This window comes from Pseudomonas sp. 06C 126 (genome assembly GCF_001855215.1).
In the GTDB taxonomy this organism is placed as follows: Bacteria; Pseudomonadota; Gammaproteobacteria; order Pseudomonadales; family Pseudomonadaceae; genus Aquipseudomonas; species Aquipseudomonas proteolytica.
Map to the genome: position 1 here is coordinate 1 of NZ_MIFU01000093.1, position 26,794 is coordinate 26,794.

Annotated in this window: 27 protein-coding genes; 21 read left to right on the forward strand and 6 right to left on the reverse strand. The window is 60.9% G+C overall.

The genetic code is table 11. The features are described 5' to 3' along the window. Window positions 1-27 precede the first annotated feature (27 nt). Window positions 28-1,548, reverse strand: a complete 1,521-nt coding sequence (locus BHC62_RS17215) for an aldehyde dehydrogenase family protein (RefSeq protein ID WP_029292280.1) — start codon at window positions 1,546-1,548, stop codon at window positions 28-30. 291 nt (window positions 1,549-1,839) lie between these two features. Here BHC62_RS17215 and BHC62_RS17220 point away from each other — a divergent pair, with 291 nt between their 5' ends. The 5 genes from BHC62_RS17220 (at window position 1,840) to BHC62_RS17240 (ending at window position 7,707) form a co-directional block, all read left to right on the forward strand. Further along, window positions 1,840-3,759, forward strand: coding sequence for a sigma-54-dependent Fis family transcriptional regulator (locus BHC62_RS17220; RefSeq protein WP_070995632.1), 1,920 nt, complete (start codon window positions 1,840-1,842; stop codon window positions 3,757-3,759). A gap of 403 nt (window positions 3,760-4,162) precedes the next feature. After that, window positions 4,163-5,263 (forward strand): hypothetical protein, encoded by a 1,101-nt coding sequence (locus BHC62_RS27780; RefSeq protein WP_143007549.1) that lies wholly within the window; start codon window positions 4,163-4,165, stop codon window positions 5,261-5,263. A gap of 191 nt (window positions 5,264-5,454) precedes the next feature. Then, window positions 5,455-6,804, forward strand: a complete 1,350-nt coding sequence (mpl, locus tag BHC62_RS17230) for a UDP-N-acetylmuramate:L-alanyl-gamma-D-glutamyl-meso-diaminopimelate ligase (RefSeq protein WP_029292277.1) — start codon at window positions 5,455-5,457, stop codon at window positions 6,802-6,804. After that, window positions 6,801-7,430: a flavin prenyltransferase UbiX gene (gene ubiX / locus BHC62_RS17235; protein ID WP_038443595.1), complete on the forward strand. Its 630-nt coding sequence runs from the start codon at window positions 6,801-6,803 to the stop codon at window positions 7,428-7,430. Before mpl ends, ubiX begins: the two co-directional genes overlap by 4 nt. Continuing rightward, window positions 7,423-7,707, forward strand: a complete 285-nt coding sequence (locus tag BHC62_RS17240; RefSeq protein WP_070995633.1) for a YceK/YidQ family lipoprotein — start codon at window positions 7,423-7,425, stop codon at window positions 7,705-7,707. Before ubiX ends, BHC62_RS17240 begins: the two co-directional genes overlap by 8 nt. 88 nt (window positions 7,708-7,795) lie before the next feature. Here BHC62_RS17240 and BHC62_RS17245 read toward each other — a convergent pair whose 3' ends face one another. From BHC62_RS17245 to BHC62_RS17255, 3 genes are all read right to left on the reverse strand, one after another. Next, a complete protein-coding gene (locus tag BHC62_RS17245; RefSeq protein WP_029292274.1) occupies window positions 7,796-8,437 on the reverse strand; it encodes an oxidoreductase in 642 nt (213 codons plus the stop codon). A gap of 28 nt (window positions 8,438-8,465) precedes the next feature. Then, window positions 8,466-10,184, reverse strand: coding sequence for a C13 family peptidase (locus tag BHC62_RS17250; RefSeq protein WP_070995634.1), 1,719 nt, complete (start codon window positions 10,182-10,184; stop codon window positions 8,466-8,468). A gap of 138 nt (window positions 10,185-10,322) precedes the next feature. Further along, window positions 10,323-10,778, reverse strand: coding sequence for a MaoC family dehydratase (locus tag BHC62_RS17255; protein WP_070995635.1), 456 nt, complete (start codon window positions 10,776-10,778; stop codon window positions 10,323-10,325). Between the two features lie 281 nt (window positions 10,779-11,059). On the opposite strand from BHC62_RS17255, the gene BHC62_RS17260 reads away from it, so the two are divergent. The 4 genes from BHC62_RS17260 to BHC62_RS17275 all read left to right on the forward strand — a co-directional run bounded on the left by BHC62_RS17260 (window position 11,060) and on the right by BHC62_RS17275 (window position 13,061). After that, a complete protein-coding gene (locus tag BHC62_RS17260) occupies window positions 11,060-11,422 on the forward strand; it encodes a CidA/LrgA family protein (protein ID WP_029292271.1) in 363 nt (120 codons plus the stop codon). After that, entirely contained in the window at window positions 11,419-12,135 is a 717-nt protein-coding gene (locus BHC62_RS17265; protein ID WP_029292270.1) for an LrgB family protein, read from the forward strand. The genes BHC62_RS17260 and BHC62_RS17265 overlap by 4 nt, the downstream gene beginning before the upstream one ends. A 21-nt stretch (window positions 12,136-12,156) precedes the next feature. Further along, a complete protein-coding gene (locus BHC62_RS17270) occupies window positions 12,157-12,747 on the forward strand; it encodes an LON peptidase substrate-binding domain-containing protein (protein ID WP_070995636.1) in 591 nt (196 codons plus the stop codon). 107 nt (window positions 12,748-12,854) lie between these two features. After that, entirely contained in the window at window positions 12,855-13,061 is a 207-nt protein-coding gene (locus BHC62_RS17275; RefSeq protein WP_029292268.1) for a hypothetical protein, read from the forward strand. Window position 13,062: 1 nt separating this feature from the next. On the opposite strand, the gene BHC62_RS17280 is transcribed toward BHC62_RS17275, so the two are convergent. After that, a complete protein-coding gene (locus BHC62_RS17280) occupies window positions 13,063-14,379 on the reverse strand; it encodes a bifunctional DedA family/phosphatase PAP2 family protein (protein ID WP_070995637.1) in 1,317 nt (438 codons plus the stop codon). Between the two features lie 143 nt (window positions 14,380-14,522). Further along, window positions 14,523-15,206 (reverse strand): DNA-3-methyladenine glycosylase, encoded by a 684-nt coding sequence (locus BHC62_RS17285; protein WP_070995655.1) that lies wholly within the window; start codon window positions 15,204-15,206, stop codon window positions 14,523-14,525. Window positions 15,207-15,382: 176 nt separating this feature from the next. Between BHC62_RS17285 and BHC62_RS17290 the strand changes: the two genes are divergently transcribed. The 12 genes from BHC62_RS17290 to lipA all read left to right on the forward strand — a co-directional run bounded on the left by BHC62_RS17290 (window position 15,383) and on the right by lipA (window position 26,779). Further along, window positions 15,383-16,648, forward strand: coding sequence for a glutamate-5-semialdehyde dehydrogenase (locus tag BHC62_RS17290; protein ID WP_029292265.1), 1,266 nt, complete (start codon window positions 15,383-15,385; stop codon window positions 16,646-16,648). After that, a complete protein-coding gene (nadD, locus tag BHC62_RS17295; protein WP_029292264.1) occupies window positions 16,648-17,292 on the forward strand; it encodes a nicotinate-nucleotide adenylyltransferase in 645 nt (214 codons plus the stop codon). The genes BHC62_RS17290 and nadD overlap by 1 nt, the downstream gene beginning before the upstream one ends. A gap of 70 nt (window positions 17,293-17,362) precedes the next feature. Further along, window positions 17,363-17,857, forward strand: a complete 495-nt coding sequence (gene rsfS, locus BHC62_RS17300; RefSeq protein WP_029292263.1) for a ribosome silencing factor — start codon at window positions 17,363-17,365, stop codon at window positions 17,855-17,857. Window positions 17,858-17,866: 9 nt separating this feature from the next. Continuing rightward, window positions 17,867-18,334 carry a 23S rRNA (pseudouridine(1915)-N(3))-methyltransferase RlmH gene (rlmH, locus tag BHC62_RS17305; protein ID WP_029292262.1) on the forward strand — a complete coding sequence of 156 codons (468 nt, stop codon included), beginning with the start codon at window positions 17,867-17,869 and terminating at the stop codon, window positions 18,332-18,334. A 15-nt stretch (window positions 18,335-18,349) separates the two neighbouring features. After that, the gene (mrdA, locus tag BHC62_RS17310; protein ID WP_029292261.1) at window positions 18,350-20,245 is read left to right on the forward strand and encodes a penicillin-binding protein 2; all 1,896 of its coding nucleotides are present in this window, start codon (window positions 18,350-18,352) and stop codon (window positions 20,243-20,245) included. 31 nt (window positions 20,246-20,276) lie between these two features. Then, window positions 20,277-21,380, forward strand: coding sequence for a rod shape-determining protein RodA (gene rodA / locus BHC62_RS17315; protein WP_050492738.1), 1,104 nt, complete (start codon window positions 20,277-20,279; stop codon window positions 21,378-21,380). 17 nt (window positions 21,381-21,397) lie between these two features. Beyond that, window positions 21,398-22,408, forward strand: coding sequence for a lytic murein transglycosylase B (gene mltB / locus BHC62_RS17320; protein ID WP_029292259.1), 1,011 nt, complete (start codon window positions 21,398-21,400; stop codon window positions 22,406-22,408). Continuing rightward, on the forward strand, window positions 22,408-23,403 hold the full coding sequence (locus tag BHC62_RS17325) for a septal ring lytic transglycosylase RlpA family protein (protein WP_029292258.1): 996 nt from the start codon (window positions 22,408-22,410) through the stop codon (window positions 23,401-23,403). Before mltB ends, BHC62_RS17325 begins: the two co-directional genes overlap by 1 nt. A 183-nt stretch (window positions 23,404-23,586) precedes the next feature. Then, complete coding sequence (locus tag BHC62_RS17330) at window positions 23,587-24,744, forward strand: D-alanyl-D-alanine carboxypeptidase family protein (protein WP_029292257.1); 1,158 nt, start codon at window positions 23,587-23,589, stop codon at window positions 24,742-24,744. An 85-nt stretch (window positions 24,745-24,829) separates the two neighbouring features. After that, on the forward strand, window positions 24,830-25,105 hold the full coding sequence (locus BHC62_RS17335; protein WP_029292256.1) for a DUF493 domain-containing protein: 276 nt from the start codon (window positions 24,830-24,832) through the stop codon (window positions 25,103-25,105). Further along, window positions 25,105-25,752 carry a lipoyl(octanoyl) transferase LipB gene (gene lipB / locus BHC62_RS17340; RefSeq protein WP_070995638.1) on the forward strand — a complete coding sequence of 216 codons (648 nt, stop codon included), beginning with the start codon at window positions 25,105-25,107 and terminating at the stop codon, window positions 25,750-25,752. The genes BHC62_RS17335 and lipB overlap by 1 nt, the downstream gene beginning before the upstream one ends. Window positions 25,753-25,777: 25 nt before the next feature. Next, window positions 25,778-26,779, forward strand: coding sequence for a lipoyl synthase (gene lipA / locus BHC62_RS17345; RefSeq protein WP_166647861.1), 1,002 nt, complete (start codon window positions 25,778-25,780; stop codon window positions 26,777-26,779). The last annotated feature ends 15 nt before the right edge of the window (window positions 26,780-26,794 follow it).

The following is a 26,794-nucleotide window of genomic DNA, read 5'->3' on the forward strand; positions in this document are numbered from 1 at the left end:
AGTGTGGGAGTGTGGTGCTGACGAAACTTAGAAGAAACCCAGTGGGTTGATGTCGTAGCTCACCAGCAGGTTCTTGGTCTGCTGATAGTGATCCAACATCATCTTGTGTGTCTCACGACCCACACCAGACTTCTTGTAACCGCCAAACGCTGCATGCGCGGGGTACAGGTGGTAGCAGTTGGTCCACACGCGCCCGGCTTTGATCGCCCGGCCCATGCGGTACGCACGGTTGATATCGCGGGTCCACAAGCCTGCACCCAGGCCGAACTCGGTGTCGTTGGCGATCGCCAGTGCTTCGGCTTCATCCTTGAAGGTCGTGATGCTCACCACCGGGCCAAAGATTTCTTCCTGGAACACGCGCATCTTGTTGGTGCCCTTGAGCAGGGTCGGCTGGATGTAATAGCCGGTGGCCAGATCGCCGGTCAGTTTTTCCACTTTGCCGCCGGTCAGCAACTCGGCACCTTCGCCCTTGGCGATTTCCAGGTACGAGAGGATCTTGTCGAACTGCTGCTCGGACGCCTGGGCGCCGACCATGGTGTCGGTATCCAGCGGGTCGCCACGCTTGATCGACTCAACCTTCTTCATCACCACTTTCATGAAGTCGTCGTAGATCGACTCTTCCACCAGCGCGCGGGATGGGCAGGTGCACACTTCGCCTTGGTTGAAGAACGCCAGCACCAGGCCTTCGGCGGCCTTTTCGATAAATTGCGGCTCGGCTTTCATGATGTCGGCGAAGAAGATGTTCGGCGACTTGCCGCCCAGCTCAACGGTGGACGGAATAATGTTCTCGGCCGCGCAATGCATGATGTGCGAGCCCACCGGGGTGGAGCCGGTGAAGGCGATCTTGGCGATGCGCTTGCTGGTGGCCAGGGCTTCGCCGGCCTCCTTGCCGAAACCGTGAACCACGTTCAGCACGCCGGGTGGCAGCAGGTCGCCGATCACTTCCATCAGCACGTTGATGCCCAGTGGGGTCTGCTCGGCGGGCTTGAGTACCACGCAGTTGCCGGCGGCCAGGGCTGGCGCGAGTTTCCAGGCGGCCATCAGCAGGGGGAAGTTCCACGGGATGATCTGCCCGACCACGCCCAGGGGCTCATGGAAGTGGTAGGCGGCGGTGTGTTCGTTGATCTCGGCGCTGCTGCCTTCCTGGGCGCGGATGCAGCCAGCGAAGTAGCGGAAGTGGTCGGCGGCCAGGGGGATATCGGCGTTGAGGGTCTCGCGTACCGCTTTGCCGTTGTCCCAGGTTTCGGTGATGGCCAGCAGTTCCAGGTTCTGTTCGATGCGGTCGGCGATTTTCAGCAGCACCAGCGAACGGTCCTGGGCCGAGGTCTTGCCCCAGGCATCAGCGGCGGCGTGGGCGGCGTCCAGCGCCTTGTCGATATCCTTGGCCGTGGAGCGCGGGAAGTCGGCGATGGGCTTGCCGTTCACCGGCGAAGTATTGGTGAAGTAGTTGCCATCGACCGGTGCCACAAATTCGCCACCGATGTAGTTGCCGTACTTGGCCTTGAACGAAACGATAGCGCCTTCGGTACCAGGGTGTGCGTAACGCATGGTGGGTATCTCCTGACTTCTTATGTTTATTGGAGTGCAGCATTGCTGCGCTTGATAAAGCGTAGAGCAAAGGTCGGGCCAGCGCCCTGCAGCGCAGGTAAATCAAGGGCTTGGGGTTTGTTGCAAGGCTTTGCTGTGACACGGGCGGTACAGTCAGGGTGACACTTTGTGCCACAAGCGATACAGCTTGTGACCCATGGGTCGCCGCGGGATTGCAATGCGCCCAGGCCTGGAGGATGCTGGGCGTCCCGGTCCGCGGTGTGTCCCGCGCAACAGGAGAACAATAAGAACATGCACAACGATCATTTCAGCCGCCATGCCCGGCAAGTCCTGACCGTCACCCGTGGGCAAGACCCGTTGCACGGTCCTGGCAGCGACCCATCGATTGCCCGTTCCTGGCTGCGCTGCGTAGAGGACTATCACCTCGACCCGACGTTGACCGTCGCGCCCACGGTGCTCGAGCATGAGCGCCTGCTGGAAAGCCGCGAGCGCCTGCAGCAAGTGCTGCACATCGCCGGCAACGAAATGAACAGTTTGCATCAACAACTCTCCGGCGCCGGCCACGCGGTGCTGCTGACCGATGCGCGCGGGGTGATCCTAAATTGCGTCACCGCGCCCAGCGAACGCAAGGTATTCGAGGGCGCCGGGTTATGGCTCGGAGCCGACTGGAGCGAAGCCTGCGAAGGCACCAACGGTATCGGCACCTGCCTGGTGGAGCGCCAGGCCCTGACCATTCATCGCGATGAACACTTTCGCGGTCGCCATACCGGGCTGACCTGCTCGGCGAGCCCGGTGTTTGATCCCCATGGCGACCTGCTGGCGGTGCTTGACGTGTCGTCGGCCCGCGAAGCGGTATCGCGCCAGAGCCAGTTCCACACCATGGCGCTGGTCAATCTTTCGGCGAAGATGATCGAGAGCTGTTATTTCCTGCGGCACTTCGAAAATCACTGGTTGCTGCGTTTCCACCTGCAGGCCGAATCCGTGGGCCTGTTCAGTGAAGGGCTGCTGGCATTCGACGGCGAAGGGCGGATCTGTGCGCTCAACCAAAGTGCGCAAAACTTGTTGGGCCTGCCACGGGGGCGCTTGCTGGGCCTGCCGGTGGAGATGTTTTTCGACTGCACCCTGGATCAATTGCTCGGTCGCGCCAATGCCAGCGCCAGTTGGCCTTTGCGTACCCGCGACGGGCGCAGCGTGTTTGCGGTACTGCGTGGCGAGGCGCGGCGCGCCCCGAGCCCGGTGGTGTCGGCGCCGCCGCCGGTCGAGCGGCCCCGGCTGGCGGGGATCTGCCTGGGAGATGAGGCGCTGCAGAGCGACTTTCGCAAGGCCTTGCGGGTGTTTGAGCGGGACGTACCGTTGTTGGTCAATGGCGAAACCGGCTCCGGCAAGGAGGCCTTTGCCAAGGCCGTCCACCATGCCAGTCAGCGCGCCGACAAAGCCTTCGTGGCCCTGAACTGCGCAGCCATCCCTGAAAGCCTGATCGAGAGCGAGCTGTTCGGTTATCGCGGCGGCAGTTTCACCGGGGCCCGCAAGGAAGGCATGCGTGGCAAGCTGCAACAGGCTGACGGTGGCACCTTGTTTCTCGATGAAATCGGCGATATGCCTTTGGCCCTGCAAACCCGGCTATTAAGGGTGCTGGAAGACCGATTGGTGGTGCCCATCGGCGGTGAACCGCAAGCAGTGAACGTGCGCATCATCAGCGCAACCCACCGTGATTTGTTGATGCGGGTGGCCGACGGCACCTTCCGTGAGGACTTGTACTATCGCCTCAATGGTCTGGAGGTCGCGTTGCCGGCGTTGCGTGAGCGTAGCGACAAGTCGCAGCTACTGGACTTTGTGCTGGCCCAAGAGGCAGAAGGGCAGGGGATAGAACTGGATGGCGATGCCCGTCAGGCGCTGCTGGACTTTTCCTGGCCGGGGAACGTCCGGCAACTGCGTACGGTACTACGTACCCTGACTGCGCTGTGTGACGGTGGGCGGATAGGGTTGGGCGATTTGCCGGCAATGATTCGCCAGGTGCCCTCCCAGGTGCAAATTACCGTACCGCGGGAAAAACAGCCGCTGGAGGACGCAGAGCGCCTGGCACTGCTGACCACGCTCGAACAGCAGCGCTGGCATATGACCCAGGCAGCAGAACAGTTGGGTGTTAGTCGTAATACGCTATACCGCAAGTTACGCAAGCATGGTATCGCTTTGCGCTCCGCAGCAGAGTGACGTCAAGGGAGATCCCTGCTCTCTTACTGTCTTTTGGAAGACTCGCCCACGCTCGCCTTTTACAAAAGGTACCGGTGGGCAAGTCGGCGATGTTTTGATCGCATTTTGTAGTGCATAAATTTGTTTGATATGAAGTTCTTATGAAGCTTATGCGGCGGGCGGCTGGCTGGAAATAATTTTCTGGTAGTGGCTATTTAATATTTTTTTGCTTTGGGTGCTGTTCGAAGTAATGGGCGGTTGTTTTGCTTGGGGCAAAATTTCATATCCGATTTTAAATATGTGTTGGGTGGAACTAAGTGTTGTGTTTTTTATACTTAGGGGTAAGGGATGAGTCATTGCGTTGGTTGTTTGGTTTAGGGATAAGTAAAATTAATAGTTACATATCTATACGATGGGTGAAAACATGAATATTACAGGCTCCCCTGTTTCAACCTCCTTTCAGGTAAAGGACCGGGTATCCGAGGCGCCGGGCCAGCAGGCAGCTGCCGGCACGAAAGGGGCCTCAGATTGGAGCGCGTCCGGGGATAAGCAGAAGACGCAAGCATCCAGCGAGGGGAATACCGCTGGTGAATCCTTGGATGGAATCAATACACGGACTAAGAGGGGGTTTAAGGGAGGGGCCTCCAAAATTTATTCTTTTGTAAGTCCAAAGCCCCCCAAGACTAATTTGATAGCAAATGCTTATAAACCGACCTCTGTTCTGGGCCCTACCCGGCCAGTAGGCCCCTCAAACACCCAGGGGGTGACTAAATTCAGGGAGATGGTGTTCAAAACGCAGCACCCAGGCTTATCACTCACTGGCCCGGCCAAACCCGCTGTTGCCAAACCGAAAACATTCGGTGATGTGGCGTCCAATCTGGTTTCAGCTGATCGTCTGGTCAAGGCCGGGGTGTTCAAAACGGACACTAGCTTGAAAACCGTCACGCGGGATGCTTTTGTGAACGCCTCCGTAAACGGACTTGTCAGCACTCCGCTGAGTATTGGTACCTACGCGGGGTCTGTCTGGACGGGCGAAACCATCAAAGGTAATTTTGCTGCCAATACCCCGCTACTTCCTCCGGCTCATCAGCCTGCTCCAAGCCAGACGGTTAATGCGGCTCCTGCGGCGGGAAGTGGTGCGGTAGAACAAGATGCTGCATTGCTTAAGTCGCGTACAGAAAATGCTGAGTTAAAAATGACGTATGCCGTCAATACGATTCAGGCCATGGTTGAAGGGGGAGATGGCAAGGCCCTGGAAAAAAGTTCGACATGGCCAGTTGATACAAATGAACGCATTGATTTGATGGAAAAGATTTACGATGTGGCCGAAAAAAACATGGTGGAAGTTTCGGCGCAAAACGGCTTTATTTACAAGCCATATAAGGATGATTCAGCAGTCGGGTCGAAAAGTGTTAGTGCCAGATTGGATGCGCTGGATAAAAGGTATGAACATCTCAATAGTAATGGCATAGGCAGGCTTCTGGCTGTGCGGGAGGTGGAGACGAGAAAGTCTCAGACGGCGTGAGGCAAGTTTCATTGTTTCTGATTCGTTAGCTAGAGTGCATTTGTTTATTTCACCAAGGGTGCGCAATCAAGCTTGGTACTGTGCAGCAATGGCCAAGTACCAGGCTTGATTGCAACTCTTCGGGGCGCAGTAAAAGAGTGCGATTTTCCACGCCCTGCGCTAACCTGCCTCGATGTTTTACGAGGTCCACTATGCACATTCATATTCTCGGTATTTGCGGCACCTTCATGGGCTCAATGGCTGTCCTGGCCAAAGAGCTGGGCCATCACGTCACGGGCTCCGACGCCAACGTCTATCCGCCCATGAGCACGCAATTGCAGGCCCAGGGCATTGAATTGACCCAGGGCTACGATCCGGCGCAATTTGACCCGGCCCCAGACCTGGTGGTGATCGGCAATGCCATGTCCCGTGGCAACCCCGCCGTGGAATACGTGCTCAACAAAGGTTTGCCCTATGTCTCCGGCCCGCAATGGTTGGCCGATCATGTGCTGCAAGGGCGCTGGGTGCTGGCGGTTGCCGGTACGCACGGCAAGACCACCACCAGTAGCATGCTGGCCTGGGTCCTGGAGCACGCGGGCATGAGCCCTGGCTTCCTGATTGGCGGCGTACCGCAGAACTTTTCGGTGTCGGCACGCCTGGGTGATACCCCGTTCTTTGTGATCGAGGCCGATGAATACGACAGTGCCTTCTTCGATAAACGCTCCAAGTTCGTTCACTACCGTCCGCGCACGGCGATCCTGAACAACCTGGAGTTCGATCACGCAGACATCTTCCCCGACCTGCCGGCCATCGAGCGGCAGTTCCATCACTTGGTGCGCACCATCCCAAGCGAAGGCCTGGTGATCCATCCGACCACCGAGCCGGCCTTGCAGCGGGTGATCGACATGGGCTGCTGGACGCCAGTGCAAACCACCGGCGCGGGCGGGCAGTGGCAGGTCAAGTTGCTGCGCGAGGACGGGTCCCGGTTCGAAGTGCTGTTCGAGGGCGAGCCCCAAGGCATCGTCGACTGGGACATGACCGGCCAGCACAACGTCGCCAACGCCTTGGTCACTCTCGCGGCGGCGCGTCATGTCGGCGTGGTGCCGGCCATGGGCATTGCGGCGCTGAGCGCGTTCAAGAGCGTCAAGCGGCGCATGGAAAAGGTTGCCGAAGTGAATGGGATTACCATCTACGACGACTTTGCCCACCACCCTACGGCGATTGCCACCACCCTCGACGGCCTGCGCAAGCGCGTTGGCGATGCGCCGGTGATCGCGATCATCGAGCCGCGTTCCAACTCCATGAAACTCGGTGCACACCGCGACGGCCTGCCGGAAAGCGTCAACGATGCCGACCAGGTTGTGTGGTACGCGCCGGCCAACCTGGGCTGGGACTTGGCGGCCGTTGCCAAACTCTGCAGCGTGCCGTCGATTGTCAGCGATTCCCTGGAAGGCATCATTGAGCGGGTCAAGAGCCAGGCCAAACCGGGGACCCACGTGGTGATCATGAGCAATGGCGGCTTCGGCGGCTTGCACGGCAAACTGGCCGAGGCGCTGCGATGAGCGGCCCGGAGCGCATTACCCTGGCGATGACCGGCGCGTCCGGCGCGCCTTATGGGTTGCGTTTGCTCGATTGCCTGGTGCGTGAAGACCGCGAGGTGCATTTCCTGATTTCCAAGGCCGCGCAATTGGTGATGGCCACCGAGACTGACGTCTCGCTGCCGCCCAAGGTGCAGATGATGCAGGCCTTCCTCACCGAATACACTGGTGCGGCGGCAGGGCAGATCAAGGTCTATGGCAAGGAAGACTGGATGTCACCGGTGGCCTCCGGCTCCGGTGCGCCTGCGGCGATGGTGGTGGTGCCATGCTCCACCGGCACGTTGTCGGCGATCGCCACCGGCGCTTGCAATAACCTGATCGAGCGCGCGGCGGACGTGACCTTGAAGGAGCGCCGCCAGTTGATCCTGGTGCCGCGCGAGGCGCCTTACTCGAGCATTCACCTGGAGCATATGCTCAAGCTGTCGAATATGGGCGTGACCATCCTGCCGGCATCGCCGGGCTTCTATCATCAGCCACAGACCATCGATGACCTGGTGGATTTCGTGGTGGCGCGGATTCTCAACCTGCTGAATATCCCCCAGGACATGTTGCCGCGTTGGGGTGAGCATCATTTGAGCAGTGATGAATAAACTCTTGTTGATGGTGCTGGCACTGCAACTGATGGGCTGCGCCACCGCGCGCACCCTGGATGCGGCCAAACCCGGCGCGCCAGTGGTATATGCGGGGACGCGCCTGGACTTGTATGCGATGCAGGGTGGTTGTTGCGCCATGGACCGCTTTGGCGCCGAAGCGCCGAGCTATCCGGGCCTTGATCTGCCGGCCAGTGCGTTGCTCGACACACTGCTGTTGCCGCTGTCGGCGTTGACGGTATTGGGGGTTGGGTTCAATGCGACGGGTGGGTTGTAACGCTGAGCCAAGGTGTAACACCGACCTGAAATGTGGGAGCGAGCAAGCCCGCTCCCACATTGGGCCGGTGCAAAACCGTTGAGCAGACTCACTTGCCGAGCTTGCGCAACTCGTCCGACTCGACAATCCGCACTCCATCCTGCTCTTCCAGCGCCAGGCGCCACATGGCCCGGGCCAGTTCACACACTTCAATGCCGCGATATTTGCCGGGAATCAGCCGCGACAGCGGCCCCGCGAGCTTTTCCGCGAGCCGGGTCTCCAGCCGTTCGCCCAGCAGCAGCGAAGGCCTCACGATGGTCAACTGCGGCCAGTCCTGGGCCTGCAACGCCTGCTCCATTTCCCCTTTGACCCGGTTGTAGAACACCGAGGACTTTGGATCGGCGGCAATGGCGCTGATCACAATCAGGTGCCGTGCGCCCATCTCCCGTGCGCGCTTGCCGAACGCTACCACCAGGTCCAGGTCGATCGCGCGAAAGGCTTCCTCCGAGCCGGCCTTTTTCAAGGTGGTGCCCAGGCAGCAGAAGGCCAGGTCGACCCGGCCGCTCAGTTGTGGCAGCAATACGTTGGGATCGCCGACCGGGTTTTCTAGGTGCGGGTGTTCGGCCAGCGGGCGGCGGCTGGGCGCCAATACGCGGGTGACGGTGGGCTCGTTGAGCAGGCGGTCCAGCAGATGTTCCCCGGTCAAGCCCGAGGCTCCGGCAAGCAATATATGCTGAGGCGTCAAGTACATGGTATTTCCCCCTTGATACAGTTTCAGCTTAGTTGCTCTTTGCTTCCTTGCTATTGATAGAGACGCTTTCCAGCGCCTTTCGTGCCTGCTGTTTGCGTAATAATTGCCAGCGGGCGATGACGCTCTTGGGGGCCCAGATCTGTGGTTCGGAGGCTTCGAAGTTGTCAGCCATTTCGCGTTCGGTCACATGCCGTTGGGCCAGCTTGAAGGCATGTTGCAAATCGTCGGTCTGGGTCAGGGCCTGGGCGAACAAGGCATCGCCAAAGTAGGTGAAGTCGGCTTCTTCCGAGCAGCCAAACGACACACGATCGGCGCGCGAGGCGGTCATGATCAGGGTGTGATCATCCTTGAGCGCCGGGATAAACCCACCGGAATAGCAGGCTGAAATCACGATGACCTTGTCGCGGCTTTTCAGCGGCGCCATCACCGCCGCCAGTTCGTCGCTCGGCAGGTCGGCCAGCTCCATGCGGGGTTGGTCGAGCACCAGTTGGTGTTCGTGGGTGCCGTGGCTGGTCAGGTAGATAAACACCAGGTCTTCGGGGCCGGTGCGCTCGGCCAGGGTCTGCACGGCACGGCGCAGGCTTTCGCGGGTTGCCATCGGGCGGTCGGCGATGTGGTCGCGATGGTTGACCAGGCGGATCTGCCCGCGGGCGCCGAAACGGCTGGCCAGCAGGTTGCTGACATAGTCGGCCTCGCGCAGGAATACGCTTTGCTTGCCGTCGCCGGCCACCACCAGGGTGTACAACTCGACCGCCGGGGTCGACGCCGGCACGGCGGCAAGGGCGTTATCGAGCAAACGGCCCTGGGCCAGTACCCCGACCTCCAGGGTATCGGGCAACAGCTTGCCGTCGGCATCGCGTACGCGCAGGCCATTGGCCCAGGTCCCGGCCTGTACCGTGCCATCGGTGAGCACCAGGGTGCCTTGCCCGTGATAGCTGTCGTTGTCGAAGCCACCGATGTAGAAACTGCCATCGCTGAGGTTCAGGCGCCCTTCACCGGTGAAGCGCCAATCACTGAATTGCCCGATGTAATGGCTGCCATCCACACCGGTCAGTTCGCCTTTGCCGCTGAGGGCGCCTTCGCGGAACTCGCCGGTCCACACATCGCCGTCGGCGTTTTCGTAGCGGCCCTTGCCATTGAGTTGGTTCTGCTTGAAGTGGCCGATGTACATGTCGCCTTCGGCACTGTTGAAGGTGCCGTTGCCTTCCAGTTGGCCATTGACGAAGTGACCGCTGAACTGGTTGCCGCTGTCGTCGTTGCGCTGGCCTTCACCGTTGGGTTTGCCGTGGGCGAACAGCCCCTGGTATTGGCTGCCGTCCGCCAACTCCAGGCGGCCGAGGCCGGAATACTGGTCGTCCTTGAATTCGCCGCGATAGGTCATCTGCCCCTCTCGGAGGGTGCCTTCGCCGTTGCGCCGGCCTTGCTTGAAGCCGCCGACATAGGTGTTGGCTGCGGTGGTCAGGGTGCCCTGGCCATCGAACAGACCTTGCTGGAACTGACCTTTATAGACTTCGCCATTGCTGCCGTGCCATTCGCCCTGGCCATGCCACTGGCCCTTGTCGAATTGCCCGGCGTACCAACTGCCGTTGGGGTAGTCCACCCGGCCCTGGCCTTGCAACAGCCCATCGACCACATCCCCGCGATAACGCCCGCCGTCCGGCAGCCGTGCGTCGGGCGGCAACAGGGGTTCGCCGTCGCCGCAAGCGGTGAGCAACAAGGCCAGAGCAAGGGGAACGATTGGGCGCATAGCGGGATCCGGATAATTGAGCGCCGAGTATGCCGCAGCGGGGGAAGCTATACCTAGTGGTCTGTGTGCTAATACAGACTTGTCGGCGATGGCGCGACTGCTGGCGCTATCGCCGGCAAGCCGGCTCCTACAGATGTATCAGACGAAGCACAGTGACAATGATTCGGCGATGTAGGCGGGTTTTTCCTGGCCCTCGATTTCCAAGGTGCAGGTGGCCTTGAGCAGCCACTGCCCCGGCTTTTTCTCGGTGGCGTCGGTGAGGGTCACTGCCAGGCGCACCTTGGAGTTGACCTTCACCGGCTGGATAAAGCGCACGCTGTCCAGGCCGTAGTTGACTGCCATCTTCAGGCCCTCGGGCATGATCAGGATGTCTTCGATCAACTTGGGGATCAGCGACAGCGACAGGAAGCCATGGGCAATGGTGCTGCCAAATGGGGTCTGGGCAGCTTTGACCGGATCGACGTGGATGAACTGAAAATCGCCGGTCGCTTCTGCGAACAGGTTGATACGCTCCTGGTCGATGGTGAGCCATGCGGAACGTCCCAGTTCCTTGCCGACATATTCATTGAGTTGCGCTACAGGTACGAAAGGCATTGCGACTCTCCTTGGTTCATCAATCTATTCCCTTGTAGGAGCGAGCTTGCTCGCGAAAAACCCAATGTCACCGCGTACTGCCTGGGTGCACCCGTTATCGTCGACGGCTTTCGCGAGCAAGCTCGTTCCTACAGGGGGTTATTGTTTTAGGTGGATTCCCGAGAACCAATGTAGATCATCATGGGCAAATGGCCCGGTCAACCCACCATGCTTTTGGCGAATGCCTGTTCATAGGAGCGGCGTGCTTATAATGCCCACGGGCTTTTGGGGGGAGAAAACCCATGCTGTTACGCGGTCTGACTTGGCTGGTGTTGTTTCAATTGCTGGGCACGGCGATCAATCACTTGTTCCTGCCGATCTTGCCGGGGCCGATTGTCGGCCTGCTGTTGCTGCTGGCGTATCTGGTGTGGCGCGGCGAGGTCGGTGAACCGCTGAGCCTGGCGGCCAGCAGCCTGCTGCGTTACCTGCCACTGCTGCTGGTGCCGCCAGCGGTGGGGGTGATGGTATATGCCAAGGACATTGCCGCCGATTTCTGGGCCATCGTCGGGGCGTTGGTCCTGTCGTTGGTAATCGCCATGGGCGTTGTTGGTGTGATGATGCAAAAACTGGTCAAGCGCCAGGCGCGGCGGGAGGAGGGGCAATGACCTTCGATTGGCAGGGCGCGTGGGCGGCGGTGATCCACCATCCCTTGTTTGGTATCGGCATCACGTTGGGCGCCTATCAACTGGTACTGGCGGGGTTTGAGAAAACCCGCTGGATCTTCCTGCAGCCGGTACTGGTCTCGATGTTGCTGGTGATCGGCGTGCTGCTGGGGTGCGGGTTGACCTATGTCGAGTACCGCAAAAGCACCGAGATCATGAGCATCCTGCTGGGCCCGGCCACCGTGGCGCTGGCGGTGCCGCTGTATTTGAACCTGCGGCGGATCCGCCAGTTGTTCTGGCCGATTTTTACTACGCTGATGGTGGGCGGGGTGTTTGCCACCGGCCTGTGTGTGTGGCTCGGCTGGTGGTTTGGTGCCGAACATATGGTGCTGATGACCATGGCGCCCAAGTCCGTGACCTCGCCCATCGCCATGCTGGTGGCCGAGCAGATCGGCGGCGTCGCGGCGTTGGCGGCGGTGTTCGTGCTGATCACCGGGGTGATCGGTGCGATGATCGGGCCGGCTTTCCTGTCTCGCCTGGGGGTGCACAGCCCTGAGGCACGGGGCATGGCCCTGGGCATGACCGCCCACGCGGTCGGCACCTCGGTGGCCTTGCAGGAAAGCGAAGAGTGCGGGGCCTTTGCCGCTCTGGCGATGAGTTTGATGGGCGTGGCCACGGCAGTGTTCCTGCCACTGGCCGTGTCTTTGGTGATTTAAATCGGGTTTAAGGAACGCTTTATGAGTCTGGCGCTGTTCCCTCTCAATACGGTGCTGTTTCCAGGCTGCACCCTCGACCTGCAACTGTTCGAGGCGCGCTACCTGGACATGATCGGCCGCTGCATGAAAAAGGGCGAAGGCTTTGGTGTGGTCTGCATCCTTGATGGCCAGGAAGTCGGCCTGGCGCCCGACGGCTATGCAGTGATTGGTTGCGAAGCGCTGATTCGTGATTTCAAGCAGCAGGACAATGGCTTGCTGGGGATTCGGGTCGAGGGTGGGCGCAGGTTTCGGGTACGCGAGGCGGATGTGCAGCGCGATCAACTGTTGGTAGCAGATGTCGAGTGGCTGGAAGACCTCCCCGAGCGCCCGTTGGACGAGGAGGATGCTGATTTGTTGGCGCTGCTTGAGGCCCTGGCGGAGCACCCGATGGTCGCCTCGTTGGACATGGGCGCCGATGCGCAGGGGCAGCAGGTGTTGGGCAACCGCCTGGCCTACTTGTTGCCGTTCACCGATGCAGACAAGATCAAGTTGCTGCAACTCGACGATCCCCAGCAGCGTCTGGATGCGATCCAATTGCTGCTGGATGAGTTGCAGGGTGAACTGTTTCCCTGAGCCGGGTTGTCTCGGATTGATCCGCGCAAGGTTCGGATTTTTCTTCGATGCCAGGTGCCCATCGCCTGAAATAGTGGAGCTTCAGCCACTACTATCAGGGAATGAACATGATTCGATTGCCGCCATCGGAGCAGCCGATCTGGGATGCTTTTTTTGTCAGTGTGACCGCGCAATTGATTCAGCAGGCTGGCGATCGTGGCCCGGAGTACATTGCCGAGCGGGCTGCCGAAATCGCCGATGAGATGTTGTTCGAACGCCGGGAGCGCTGTGCTGAGCGGCGTAGCACTCCCGTGGACTGGGTCGGTCCTGCCTAGATCAGTAGGCGTAGCGCAGCAAAGCGTGGGAGGTCCCGGTCAGGGCAAAGAACCCCAGAACCGCCACGCATCCCGGCACGATCAGCCACCAGACCTTTGGCGCCATGGGCGGTAGCGAGCTCTGGCGCTGGCTCAGCGTTAGGCTGAAGGCGCAAACCGTCATTGCCAGTAAGGTGCCAGCCAGGATATCGCTCGGCCAGTGCGCCCCCAGGTACACCCTTGACAGTGCAATGGCGGCGGCCGGGATCGCCCCCAGCAGCAGCCAGGCCAGACGCATGCGAATCGGTTGGCCGCGACCGGCCAGCACCGCCAACGCGAGGAAGAACGCAAACGAGCCCGAGGCGTGACCGCTGGGCATGCTGAAGCTGGTCAGTGGGTCGACGAGGATTTCTGGTCGACCACGGGCAAAGAGCAGCTTGCTCCCGGTATTGATCAGCGCGGCGCCCAGCAGTGTGGCGCCGACAAAGATCCCCTGGCGCCATTGCCGAGCCAGGAACAGCAGGCCGGTCAGCACGGCGCTGGCGACGAACATCTTCTTGAACTCACCCAACTGCGTGATCATCACCATGACTCGGTCCATGGTTGGGCTGCGATGCTCCTGGACCAGGGCCATCAATCCCTGGTCAAAGTGGTTCAGGTACGGATAACCGATAAACATCGCAATCAACAAGGCCAGGCTGGCGCAGCCCACCCACAGTGTGGCGCGGCGGTGGCCGCGAAGGGTGCTGTTGAGGGCGATACCGAACAACACGGCCAGGCAGGCGGCAACCACCCCAGCCTCAGGCCAGAACCCTTCGGGCAGCGGCAGGCGGAACGCTGCACCTGCGGCCCAGCCAGGCAACAGGTAGGCGACCGACCAGCCGGCGGCGGCCAGCACGCTGACGGCAGCAAAGCGCGGGAATGGCATGTCGCACATCCCGGCGACCATGGGCAGCATGGGGCGCAGTGGGCCAATGAAGCGTCCTACCAGCAGGCTGACGATGCCGTACTTCTGAAAGTAGGCCTCGGCCCCGTCCATCCATTCGGGATGATGACGCAGGCCGGGCAGGCGCCGGATGTTCTGGTGGAAATGCCGACCCAGGTAGTAGGAAATCCCATCGCCCAGCAGCCCGCCGAGCAAGCCCAGCAGCAAGGTCTCGCCCAGGGACAGCGCGCCGCTTCCGGCCAGTGCGGCAATGGCGAACAGCAGCACCGTACCCGGCACGATAATCCCGGCGATGGCCAGGCATTCCACAAAGGCGACGATAAACACCGCTGCCGCCAGCCATTGCGGATTGAGGGTCAGCCAGCCGGTAATGCCATCGAGCCATGGGCCCATACAATCACTCCATCAATGAACCGCTACCTGGAATGCGCTTCTCAAAACACCGGCGACCCTTGTAGGAGCTGGCAAGCCAGCTCCTACAGGGCATCGGCTGTGTTGCAGATGCCATTTCCAGCAGAAACGGTTGTTTCAGATATTCAAATCAAAACGTAATCGCGGCCTTCGACCTGGCCGCGTCGCAACGGGTTCCGCGTGCAATAGGGTGCGAAGTCAGCATCGACGAAGCGATACATCAGATGTTCATCGCGCCCGCCGGGAATGCCCAGGCGGGTGGTCTGGATAATTTGCGTGGGCGCCAGGCCCACATCCTCCACGTAGAGCAGCGCCTGGTCGAAGCGCTTGGCGTCCCACATCGGCACTTTCAAACCCAGGGCCTTGCACAGCAACGTCTGCCCGGCGCAGAGCTTGTGGGCCGGGCGCGGGCGGCCGCTGGCGTCGGGATTGTTCAACAGCATCTGTGCCAGGCTTGCAGGCCCTGAAACCTCATCCACCCACGGGTAGGCCGACTTGATCAGCACGGCATTGCCCGGCCCCTGGGCGCTGAAGTTCAGGGAGTCGCCACCACGGGCGTAGTACATATAGATGTGGCCGCCATCCAGAAACAAAGCCTTACGCTTTTCTGTGTAGCCGAGGGACGCATGGCTGCCTTTTTCGGCCAGGTAATAGGCTTCGGTTTCAATAATTCGCGCCGACAGCCACACCTCGCCGACACGATGACGGATGACTTTGCCCAGCAAATCTTTCGCGAGCGTTTGTGCGTCGCGGTCGAAAAACCCATCAGGCAGGGGCTTGGCGGGGTACTTGGGGGGTGAGCTGGACATAACGAAGGGCGGTTGCGAGGCCAAATGTGACAGGATGATATCAACTCCAGGCTTTATCACCGCTGAACGTCGAGTTTTTACAGTTCATTTCGACCATCCGCCCCTCACCGCTGTCCGTAGGACGGCGCGACAGCTATAATCTGCCGCTTTCCTCTTTGCCAAGACCCCACCAGACCATGACTGAGTCCGTTCTTGACTACATGACCCGCCTGGGTCGCGCTGCCCGTCAGGCCTCGCGGTTGATCGCCCGTGCGAGCACCGCGCAGAAGAACCGTGCCCTGCTGGCTGCCGCCGATGCTCTGGATGCCTCGCGCTCCGAGTTGACCGCCGCCAACGAGTTGGACCTGGCCAACGGCCGGGCCAATGGTCTGGAACCGGCATTGCTGGATCGCCTGGCGCTGACGCCGGCACGTATCGACGACATGATCGAAGGGCTGCGCCAGGTGGCCAAGCTGCCTGACCCCATCGGCGAAATCCGCGACATGCGCTACCTGCCGTCAGGCATCCAGGTCGGCAAGATGCGCGTGCCCCTGGGCGTGATCGGCATCATCTATGAGTCGCGCCCGAACGTGACCATCGACGCTGCTAGCCTGTGCCTGAAGTCCGGTAACGCCACCATCCTGCGTGGCGGCTCAGAGGCCATCAACTCCAACCGCGCTATCGCCGCCTGCATCCAGCAGGGCCTGGCCGTGGCAGAGTTGCCCGCCGAAGTGGTGCAAGTGGTGGAAACCACCGACCGCGCGGCCGTGGGCGCGTTGATCACCATGCCTGAGTTTGTCGACGTGATCGTGCCGCGCGGTGGCAAGAGCCTGATCGAGCGCGTCAGCCGTGATGCCAAGGTGCCAGTGATCAAGCACCTGGATGGCGTCTGCCACGTCTTTATCGATGTGGCGGCCGATCTCGACAAGGCGATCCGCATTGCCGATAACGCTAAGACCCATCGCTATGCGCCGTGCAACACCATGGAAACCCTGTTGGTCCACGCCGGTATTGCCGAGCGCGTGTTGCCGCCGCTGGCTGCGATCTACCGCGACAAGGGCGTGGAACTGCGGGGTTGCGAGCGTACCCGGGCGCTGTTGGGCAGCGATGTGATCGAGGCCACCGAGCAGGATTGGTACACCGAATACACCGCGCCGATCCTGTCGATTCGGATCGTCGACGATCTGGACCAGGCCATCGAGCACATCAACACCTACGGCTCCAAGCATACTGACGCCATTGTTTCCGAGCATTTCAGCGATGCCCGGCGTTTCCTTAACGAAGTGGACTCCGCTTCGGTGATGATCAACGCCTCGACACGCTTTGCCGACGGCTTCGAGTATGGCCTGGGGGCGGAGATCGGGATTTCCACCGATAAGCTGCATGCCCGTGGGCCGGTTGGCCTGGAAGGCCTGACCAGCGAGAAGTACGTGGTGTTTGGTGACGGTCATGTGCGCACTTGATGGGTAAACGCATCGGGCTGTTCGGCGGTACCTTCGACCCCGTGCACATCGGCCATTTGCGCAGTGCCCTGGAAGTGGCGGATACCCTCGGGCTGCAAGAGCTGCGGCTGATCCCCAACGCCAGGCCGCCGCACCGGGACACGCCGCAAGTCAGCGCGCAGGAGCGCCTGGCGATGGTGCAATGCGCGGTGGCCGGCATTGCCCCGTTGGTGGTGGACGACCGCGAACTCAAGCGCGATAAACCGTCCTACACTATCGACACCCTGGAACAGACGCGGGCCGAGTTGGCCGCCGATGACCAGTTGTTTCTGCTTTTGGGCTGGGACGCATTTTGCGGACTGCCCACTTGGCATCGCTGGGAAGAGTTGCTCCAGCATTGCCACATCCTGGTTTTGCAACGCCCGGATGCCGACAGCGAACCGCCGGATGCCTTGCGCAACCTGCTGGCAGCGCGGTCGGTAAGTGACCCACAGGCCCTGACCGGGCCGAGCGGGAATATTGCATTCGTCTGGCAGACCCCGCTTGCGGTGTCCGCCACCCAGATCCGTCAACTGCTGGCCAGCGGTAAGTCGGTACGTTTCCTGGTGCCTGACGCGGTCCTGGCCTACATCGATGCGCACGGGCTTTACCGTGCGTCGAACTGAAAAGGCGCGCTTGAAGGCACGAATACTCGTGTATTGAAGCGCCCGAACTATTGAGCAAAACGAGTTTTATATGACGAACAAAGACGTAAGCAAAGTTAAGCGCAAAGGCACGTTCAAGAGCGCACCGTTGCCGGTGCAAGCCCTGTTGGTCCCGGCTCCTGAGGGTGAAGCGCTGGTAGCGCTGGCCGTCGCGGCCCTGGAAGACGTGAAGGCCCAGGACATTCAGGTCCTGGACGTGCGTGACAAGCAAAGCATCACCGACTTCATGATCATCGCCACCGGTACCTCCAACCGCCAGATCGGCGCGATGCTGGACAAGGTTCGCGAAGCCGTCAAAGCCCAGGGCGTCAAGCCATTGGGTGAAGAAGGCAAGGGCGACAGCGACTGGGTGCTGGCTGACCTGGACACCGTGATCGTACACATGATGACCAGCAACGCTCGTCAGTTCTACGACCTGGAGCGTCTGTGGAAAGGCGCCGAGCAGAGCCGTGCCGCCGATGGCAAGCACCACAGCCCGGAAGTCGGTCACGCGCACTTCGACAAGCTCAACAAAGACCAGGAATAAGGAACGGCTGTGCGCCTGCGTCTGATTGCTGTCGGTTCACGCATGCCCAAGTGGGTGGAAGAAGGCTGGCATGAGTATGCCAAGCGTCTGCCATCCGAGCTTGCGCTGGAACTGGTGGAAATACCGCTCAACACCCGGGGCAAGAACGCCGACGTGGCGCGCTTTATCCGTCAGGAAGGCGAGGCGATGCTGGCCAAGGTCGGTGCCAACGAGCGCATCGTCACCCTTGAGGTGCACGGCAAGCCCTGGAGCACCGAGCAGTTGGCGGTGGAGCTGGATCGTTGGCGCCTGGACTCGCGTACGGTCAACTTCATGGTCGGCGGCCCCGAGGGGCTGGCGCCGGAAGTCTGCGCGCGGGCCGATCAGCGCTGGTCGCTGTCGCCCCTGACGTTGCCCCATCCGCTGGTGCGGATCCTGATCGGTGAACAGCTGTATCGCGCCTGGACAGTTCTGTCCGGGCACCCTTACCACAAATAGTCTGCGCCCTGCCTGATGACCCAGCCGATCCGCATCAAGGACCACGAGAAAGACGCACGCCTTGTACGCGCGCGGGTGATCTTTGGCGCTATCGCGGTGGTGGCGTTGATGTGCGTGTTGATCGCCCGTCTGTATTACCTGCAGGTGATCCAGTACGAGTATCACTCCACGTTGTCGGAAAACAACCGGGTGCATGTGCAACCGATTCCGCCGACCCGTGGCCTGATTTTCGACCGCAATGGTGTGGTGATCGCCGATAACCGGCCCAGTTTCAGCCTGAGCATGACCCGCGAACGCTCCGGTGATTGGCCGCAGGTCCTCGATGTGATCGTCGAGGTGCTGCAACTGACCCCGGAAGACCGTGTGATCTTCGAAAAACGCATGAAACAGGGGCGCCGCCCGTTCGAACCGGTGCCGATCCTGTTTGAGCTGACCGAAGAACAGATCGCCAGGATTGCGGTGAACCAGTTCCGCCTACCGGGTGTGGAAGTGGTGGCGCAGTTGGTGCGCCACTACCCGCAAGGGGCGCACTTTGCCCACTCGGTCGGTTACATGGGGCGGATCAACGAGAAAGAGCTGAAAACCCTCGACCCGGTCAATTACAGCGGTACGCACCATATCGGCAAAACCGGTATCGAGCGTTTCTACGAGCCGCAGTTGCACGGCCAGGTGGGTTACGAGGAAGTCGAGACCAACGCCCGCGGCCGCGTGCTGCGGGTGCTCAAGCGGACCGACCCGATTCCCGGCAAGGACATTGTCCTGAGCCTGGATATCAAGCTGCAGGAGGCCGCAGAAATGGCCCTTGGCGGGCGTCGTGGCGCGGTGGTGGCGCTGGATCCGAACACGGGCGAGGTGCTGGCGATGGTCAGCCAGCCGAGTTTCGACCCCAACCTGTTCGTGACCGGGATCAGCTTCAAGGCCTATGCCGAATTGCGCGACTCCATTGACCGGCCACTGTTCAACCGGGTGCTGCGCGGTCTGTATCCGCCGGGCTCGACCATCAAGCCGGCAGTGGCGATTGCCGGCCTGGACGCGGGCGTGGTCACCGCCTCCAGCAGGGTCTACGATCCGGGCTATTACATGTTGCCCAACTACGATCACAAGTACCGTAACTGGAACCGCACCGGCGACGGCTATGTGGACCTGGACACGGCGATCATGCGTTCCAACGACACCTACTTCTATGACCTGGCCCATAAGCTGGGGATTGATCGTTTGTCGACCTACATGGGCAAGTTCGGCCTGGGTCAGAAAGTATCCCTGGACATGTTTGAAGAATCCCCGGGCCTGATGCCTTCCCGGGAGTGGAAGCGCGCCACCCGTCGCCAGGCCTGGTTCCCGGGCGAGACCCTGATCCTGGGGATCGGCCAGGGCTACATGCAGGCCACCCCCTTGCAACTGGCCCAGGCCACGGCGCTGGTGGCCAGCAAGGGCAAGTGGATTCGCCCGCACCTGGCCAAGACCATCGAGGGTGAAAAACCGGTGGATGAAAACCCGATTGCGGACATCATCCTGCGCGACCCGTCCGACTGGACCAAGGTCAACCACGGTATGCAGCAAGTCATGCACGGTGCCCGGGGCACGGCGCGCAAGGCCGCCGCTGGCGCGCAGTACCGGATTGCCGGCAAGAGCGGTACCGCCCAGGTGGTGGCAATCAAGCAGGGCGAGAAGTACGACCGCTCCAAGGTCCAGGAACGCCATCGCGACCACGCCTTGTTCGTCGGTTTTGCCCCGGCCGACAACCCGAAGATCACCGTGGCGGTGATGGTCGAGAACGGCGAGTCCGGTTCCGGCGTGGCCGCCCCGGTGGTGCGCCAGATCATGGACGCCTGGTTGCTGGACCAGGACGGCAAGCTCAGGCCTGAGTTTGCCAACCCTTCAAGCGCGGAGGCTACGGCCCGTGAAGAGTAATTTTGACCGCATTCTCTCCAGTGAGGATGTGATGCGTCGCCGCGCCACCTTGTTGCAGCGCATGCACATTGATGGCCCCTTGCTGATCCTGCTGCTGACCCTGGCGGCCGGCAGCCTGTTCGTGCTGTATTCGGCCAGTGGCAAGAACTGGGATCTGTTGATCAAGCAGGCGTCGTCGTTTGGCCTGGGCCTGTTGTCGATGGTCGTGATCGCCCAGCTGGAGCCGCGCTTCATGGCGCGCTGGGTGCCGCTGGGCTACGTCGCCGGCGTACTGTTGCTGGTGGTGGTGGACGTCATGGGGCATAACGCCATGGGTGCCACCCGCTGGATCAATATCCCCGGGGTGATTCGCTTCCAGCCGTCGGAATTCATGAAGATCCTGATGCCGGCCACCATCGCCTGGTACCTGGCCAAGCGCACCTTGCCGCCGCAGCTCAAGCATGTGGGGATAAGCCTGATCCTGATCGGCATTCCCTTCATCCTGATTGTGCGCCAGCCGGACCTCGGCACCGGCCTGCTGATCCTCGCCGGCGGTGCGTTCGTGCTGTTCATGGGCGGCCTGCGCTGGCGCTGGATCGTCAGCGTGCTGGTGGCGGCCGTGCCGGTGGCTGTCGCCATGTGGTTCTTTTTCATGCATGACTATCAGAAACAGCGAGTCCTGACCTTCCTCGATCCCGAGAGCGATCCGCTGGGCACCGGCTGGAATATCATCCAGTCCAAGGCCGCGATCGGTTCCGGCGGTGTGTTTGGCAAGGGCTGGTTGCTGGGCACCCAGTCCCACCTGGACTTCCTGCCGGAAAGCCACACCGACTTTATTATTGCGGTGATGGGCGAGGAGTTCGGCCTGGTGGGCATCTGCGCACTGCTGCTGATCTACTTGTTGTTGATCGGGCGTGGCCTGGTGATTACCGCGCAAGCGCAGACGTTGTTCGGCAAATTGCTCGCCGGTGCGCTGACAATGACTTTTTTTGTTTACGTTTTCGTCAACATCGGTATGGTCAGTGGCCTGCTGCCGGTGGTTGGGGTGCCGTTGCCGTTCATTAGCTACGGCGGAACTTCGCTGGTGACATTACTGTCAGCGTTTGGGGTTTTGATGTCGATCCATACCCATCGCAAGTGGATCGCACAGGTTTGAATAAGGTGAAGATGTCAATGCAAGCAATGCGCGGCTGGGCTGCTCGATACGCGTCCTGTCTGGGCCTGTTGGGCGCCTTTGGCGCTTCGCCGCCCGCCCTGGCCGGCGATTACGACGGCTCGCCCCAGGTCGCCGAATTTGTCGGTGAGATGACCCGTGACTATGGTTTCGCCGGCGAACAATTGATGGGCGTATTCCGCGAGGCGCAGCGCAAGCAGTCGATCCTCGACGCGATCTCGCGGCCCGCCGAGCGCGTCAAGCAGTGGAAGGAATATCGTCCGATGTTCCTGACTGACGCCCGCGTGGCCAGGGGCGTGGATTTCTGGCGGCAGCACGAGGCCGTGCTGGCCCGCGCCGAGCAGGAATATGGCGTGCCGGCCCAGGTGATCGTGTCGATCATCGGCGTTGAAACCTTTTACGGGCGCAATACCGGCAGTTACCGGGTGATCGACGCCTTGTCGACCCTGGGCTTCGATTACCCGCCCCGTGCCGAGTTTTTCCGCAAGGAACTGCGTGAGTTCCTGCTGTTGGCCCGCGAGGAGCAGGTCGACCCATTGACCCTCAAAGGCTCCTACGCCGGCGCCATGGGCCTGCCACAGTTCATGCCCAGCAGCTTTCGCGCCTACGCCGTGGATTTTGACGGTGATGGCCATATCAATATCTGGAGCAATCCCGATGATGCCATTGGCAGCGTTGCCAGTTACTTCAAGCGTCATGGCTGGGTAGGTGGCGAACCGGTGGTGATCCGTGCGGACGTCACGGGCGATCGCGCCGATGAGGGCCTGACCCAGGGCATCGAGCCGGTGAAAACCGTCGGGGAGTTGCGGGCGCTGGGCTGGTCAAGTCATGATGCGCTGCGCGATGATATGCCGGTTACCGCCTTCCGCCTGGAAGGTGCAGACGGCCCGGAATATTGGATGGGCCTGAAGAATTTTTACGCAATCACGCGTTATAACCGCAGTGTGATGTACGCCATGGCCGTGCATCAGCTGTCAGACATGCTGGTTCAAGCACGGGGCGTCAAGTAATGCGGGTATCGCCGATCAATAAACCGCTCAAGCTGGTGGCGCTGGCCGCATTGTCCTTGCTGGTTGTCAGTTGCTCCACCAGCCGAGCGCCGGTGCAGAAGGCCGGTGGCCCGGTAGTCCGCGCGCAGCCGGGGCTGGACATCAACCGGGCCCACAAGGACGGCGCGCCGTGGTGGGACGTCGACGTCTCGCGTATCCCGGATGCCACGCCGACCCTGCATACCGGCAACTACAAAGCCAACCCCTACACGGTGTTGGGCAAGACCTACTTCCCGCTGCAAGAGTCCAAGAACTACGTGCAGTCGGGCACGGCGTCCTGGTACGGCACCAAGTTCCACGGCCAGAACACCGCCAACGGCGAGGTGTATGACCTGTACGGCATGAGCGCGGCCCACAAGACCCTGCCGCTTCCTGCCTATGTGCGCGTGACCAACCTGGACAACAACCGCACGGTGATCCTGCGGGTCAACGACCGTGGACCGTTCTATTCCGACCGAATCATCGACTTGTCCTACGCCGCCGCGAAAAAACTCGGCTATGCCGAAACCGGCACGGCGCGGGTCAAGGTTGAAGGCATCGACCCTGCCCAGTATTGGGCGCAGCGCGGCAAGCCGGCGCCATTGATGCTCAACGAGCCACAAAGCGCGCAACCGCAGATCACCGCCTCGGCGGGCAAGGTCGAGCAGTGGACGCCGCCGCCCCAGCAACACGCCGCGCCAGTCGTGGCCGTGCCACAGGCGGCGCCGGGCAGTGCGGCGGGCGGGCAATACCTGCAAGTCGGCGCTTTCGCCAACCCGGATGCGGCAGAACTGTTAAGGTCCAAGCTCAGCGGGATGGTCAGCGCGCCGGTGTTTATCAGCTCCATCGTGCGTAACCAGCAAACCCTGCACCGTGTACGCCTGGGCCCCATCGGCTCGGCGGGCGAGATTGCCCAGGTGCAGAACAGCGTGCGACTGGCCAACCTGGGTCAGCCCAGCGTGGTCAGCGCCGAATAAGCAGTAGCGGATCTAGGGTGCTGGTGCGCTTGCGTGCCGGGGCCCTGGTTGCAGGCTCGTCGAATAATAAAAACCCGAAGGCAAGGGTTGAGCTGGCAACTGAATACGCGACAGCCTGGCAACGGGTTGTCTGAATAGTTTTGCCCGCGAGGGCAAGTTTCCATAAGCAATTTCGAGAGACGGATGAACATCACCACCTTAGCCAAACGCCTGTGCCTGCTTGTCCCGCTGATCATCGCGCCCGCTGCCTGGGCCGTCGAAATGATGCCAGCGCCACCGCAACTGGCTGCCAAGTCCTACGTGCTCATGGATGCCGCCAGCGGCAACGTGCTGGTCGAAAACAATGGTGACCAGCGCCTGCCGCCGGCCAGCCTGACCAAACTGATGACCGCCTACATCGCGACCCTGGAAATCCGTCGTGGCCAGATCGGTGAAAACGATCCGGTGACCGTCAGCGAAAACGCCTGGCGTACCGGCGGTTCGCGGATGTTCATCAAGGTCGGCTCCCAGGTGACTGTCAGCGACCTGCTGCACGGCATCATCATCCAGTCCGGTAACGACGCCAGCGTCGCCCTGGCCGAGCACATTGCCGGCAGCGAAGATGCATTCGCCGACATGATGAACAAAACCGTGACTGACCTGGGCATGACCAACAGCCACTTCATGAACCCGACCGGCCTGCCGAACCCAGACCACTACTCGTCGGCCCATGACATGGCGATCCTGGCGCGCGCGATCATTCGCGTCGACCCGGTGCACTACGCCATCTACTCCCAGAAAGAGTTCTTCTGGAACAACATCAAGCAGCCTAACCGCAACCTGCTGCTGTGGCGTGACAAGACTGTGGATGGCCTGAAAACCGGCCACACCGACGAAGCCGGCTACTGCATGGTGTCCTCGGCTGTACGTGATGGCCAGCGCTTGATCGCCGTAGTGTTCGGCACCAACAGCGAGCAGGCTCGTGCGGCTGAAACCCAGAAGCTGCTGACCTACGGTTTCCGCTTCTTCGAAACCCAGACCTTCTACCAGAAGGGCGCTGAACTGGCCCAGGCTCCGGTCTGGAAAGGCACCGAGCGTCAAGTCAAGGCCGGCCTGGCTGATGATCTGACCCTGACCATGCCTAAAGGCCAGCTGAAGAAACTGGCTGCCAGCATGACCATGAACCCACAACTGACCGCGCCTATCGCCAAGGGCGATGTGATCGGTAAAGTCGAAGTGAAGCTGGACGACAAAGTCGTACACAGCGCCGATCTGATCGCGCTCGACGCCGTTGAGGAAGGTGGTATCTTCCGCCGCGTGTGGGATAGCATCCGTCTATTCTTCTACGGCTTGTTCAACTGATTGTGTGCACCCGCAAAGCCCCGCGTTGATCCGACGCGGGGCTTTGCCCGTCGCCACGGCTTACCGCTTACGAGGCCGTTACGCCATGACCGATAAAGAAGTAAAGGCGCCAAAGATCGAATTCCCAGTGACGGATTATCCCGTCAAGGTGATCAGCGATACCGGTGTGGGCAACAAAGACAAGATCCTTGAAATCATGCGTAAACACGCAACGATCAACGACAACCGTGTGGATGAGCGTTTGAGCACCAACGGTAAGTACACCACGATCCAGTTGCACATCGTTGCAACCGGTCAAGACCAGCTCTACGACATCAACAGCGAACTGCGAGCCACCGGTTTCGTACATATGGTGTTGTGATGTCCCAGGTCCTGGGCTTTCGCGAGCTCGGCCAGATGGCTTACGAGCCCGTATGGCACGCCATGCAGCGCTTCACCAACGAGCGCGGCACTTCGGCTCCTGATGAAATCTGGCTGGTGGAACACCCGCCGGTGTTCACCCAGGGCCAGGCTGGCAAGGCCGAACATCTACTACTTCCGGGTGATATTCCGGTGGTGCAGGTCGACCGAGGTGGCCAAGTGACTTACCATGGGCCCGGGCAACTGGTGGCCTATCTGCTGCTGGATGTGCGCAAGCTGGGTTATGGCGTGCGCGAGCTGGTCAGTCGCATGGAAAACTGCCTGATCGAACTCTTGGCCAGCTACGGCGTAGCGGCAGCGGCCAAGCCCGATGCACCCGGTGTGTATGTCGACGGCGCGAAAATCGCTTCCCTGGGCCTGCGCATCCGCCATGGTTGTTCATTTCATGGCCTGGCCCTGAACGTGGACATGGACCTGGCGCCGTTTCGCCGGATCAATCCCTGTGGTTACGCCGGTTTGGCCATGACCCAGTTGAGCGATCACGCAACACCCATAGAATTTGCCGAGGTTAGTGCCCGGCTGCGCGCGCAGCTCGTCAAACACCTCGACTATGCTGAGCAGACGACCCTGACGGGCGGAATCGACTGATATGACTACTGATGTTGTGCAAACCATGATCCCGACGCTGGACATTACCGACCGTCCGGCCCCGGCTCCGCGTGCCAAGGTGGAAGCCGGCGTCAAGCTGCGCGGCGCCGAGAAGGTTGCACGCATCCCGGTGAAGATCATTCCGACCACCGAACTGCCGAAAAAGCCCGACTGGATCCGCGTCCGCATCCCGGTTTCGCCGGAAGTCGACCGTATCAAGGCGCTGCTGCGTAAGCACAAGCTGCACAGCGTGTGTGAAGAAGCCTCCTGCCCGAACCTGGGTGAGTGCTTCTCCGGTGGCACCGCCACCTTCATGATCATGGGTGATATCTGCACCCGTCGTTGCCCGTTCTGCGACGTAGGCCATGGCCGGCCGAAGCCACTGGACGTCAACGAGCCAGAAAGCCTGGCCATCGCCATTGCCGACCTGAAGCTTAAGTACGTGGTCATCACCTCGGTAGACCGCGACGACCTGCGTGACGGCGGTGCCCAGCACTTTGCCGACTGCATTCGCGAAATCCGCAAGCTGTCGCCAAACGTGATGCTTGAGACCCTGGTCCCGGACTACCGCGGCCGCATGGATGTCGCCCTGGAAATCACCGCTGCCGAGCCGCCAGATGTGTTCAACCACAACCTGGAAACCGTGCCACGCCTGTACAAGGCTGCGCGCCCGGGTTCGGACTACCAGTGGTCGCTGACCCTGCTGCAGAAATTCAAGCAGATGATGCCGCACATCCCGACCAAGTCCGGCCTGATGCTGGGCCTGGGCGAAACCGACGATGAAGTGATCGAAGTCATGAAGCGCATGCGCGAGCATGACATCGACATGCTGACCCTCGGCCAGTACCTGCAGCCATCGCGTAGCCACTTGCCGGTACAGCGCTTCGTGCACCCGGACACCTTTGCCTGGTTTGCCGAAGAAGGCTACAAGATGGGCTTCAAGAACGTCGCGTCAGGTCCGCTGGTGCGTTCGTCGTACCACGCCGACGAGCAGGCCAAGCTGGTCAAGGCGAGCCTGGTTTCGTAAGCCGCACCGCAATCA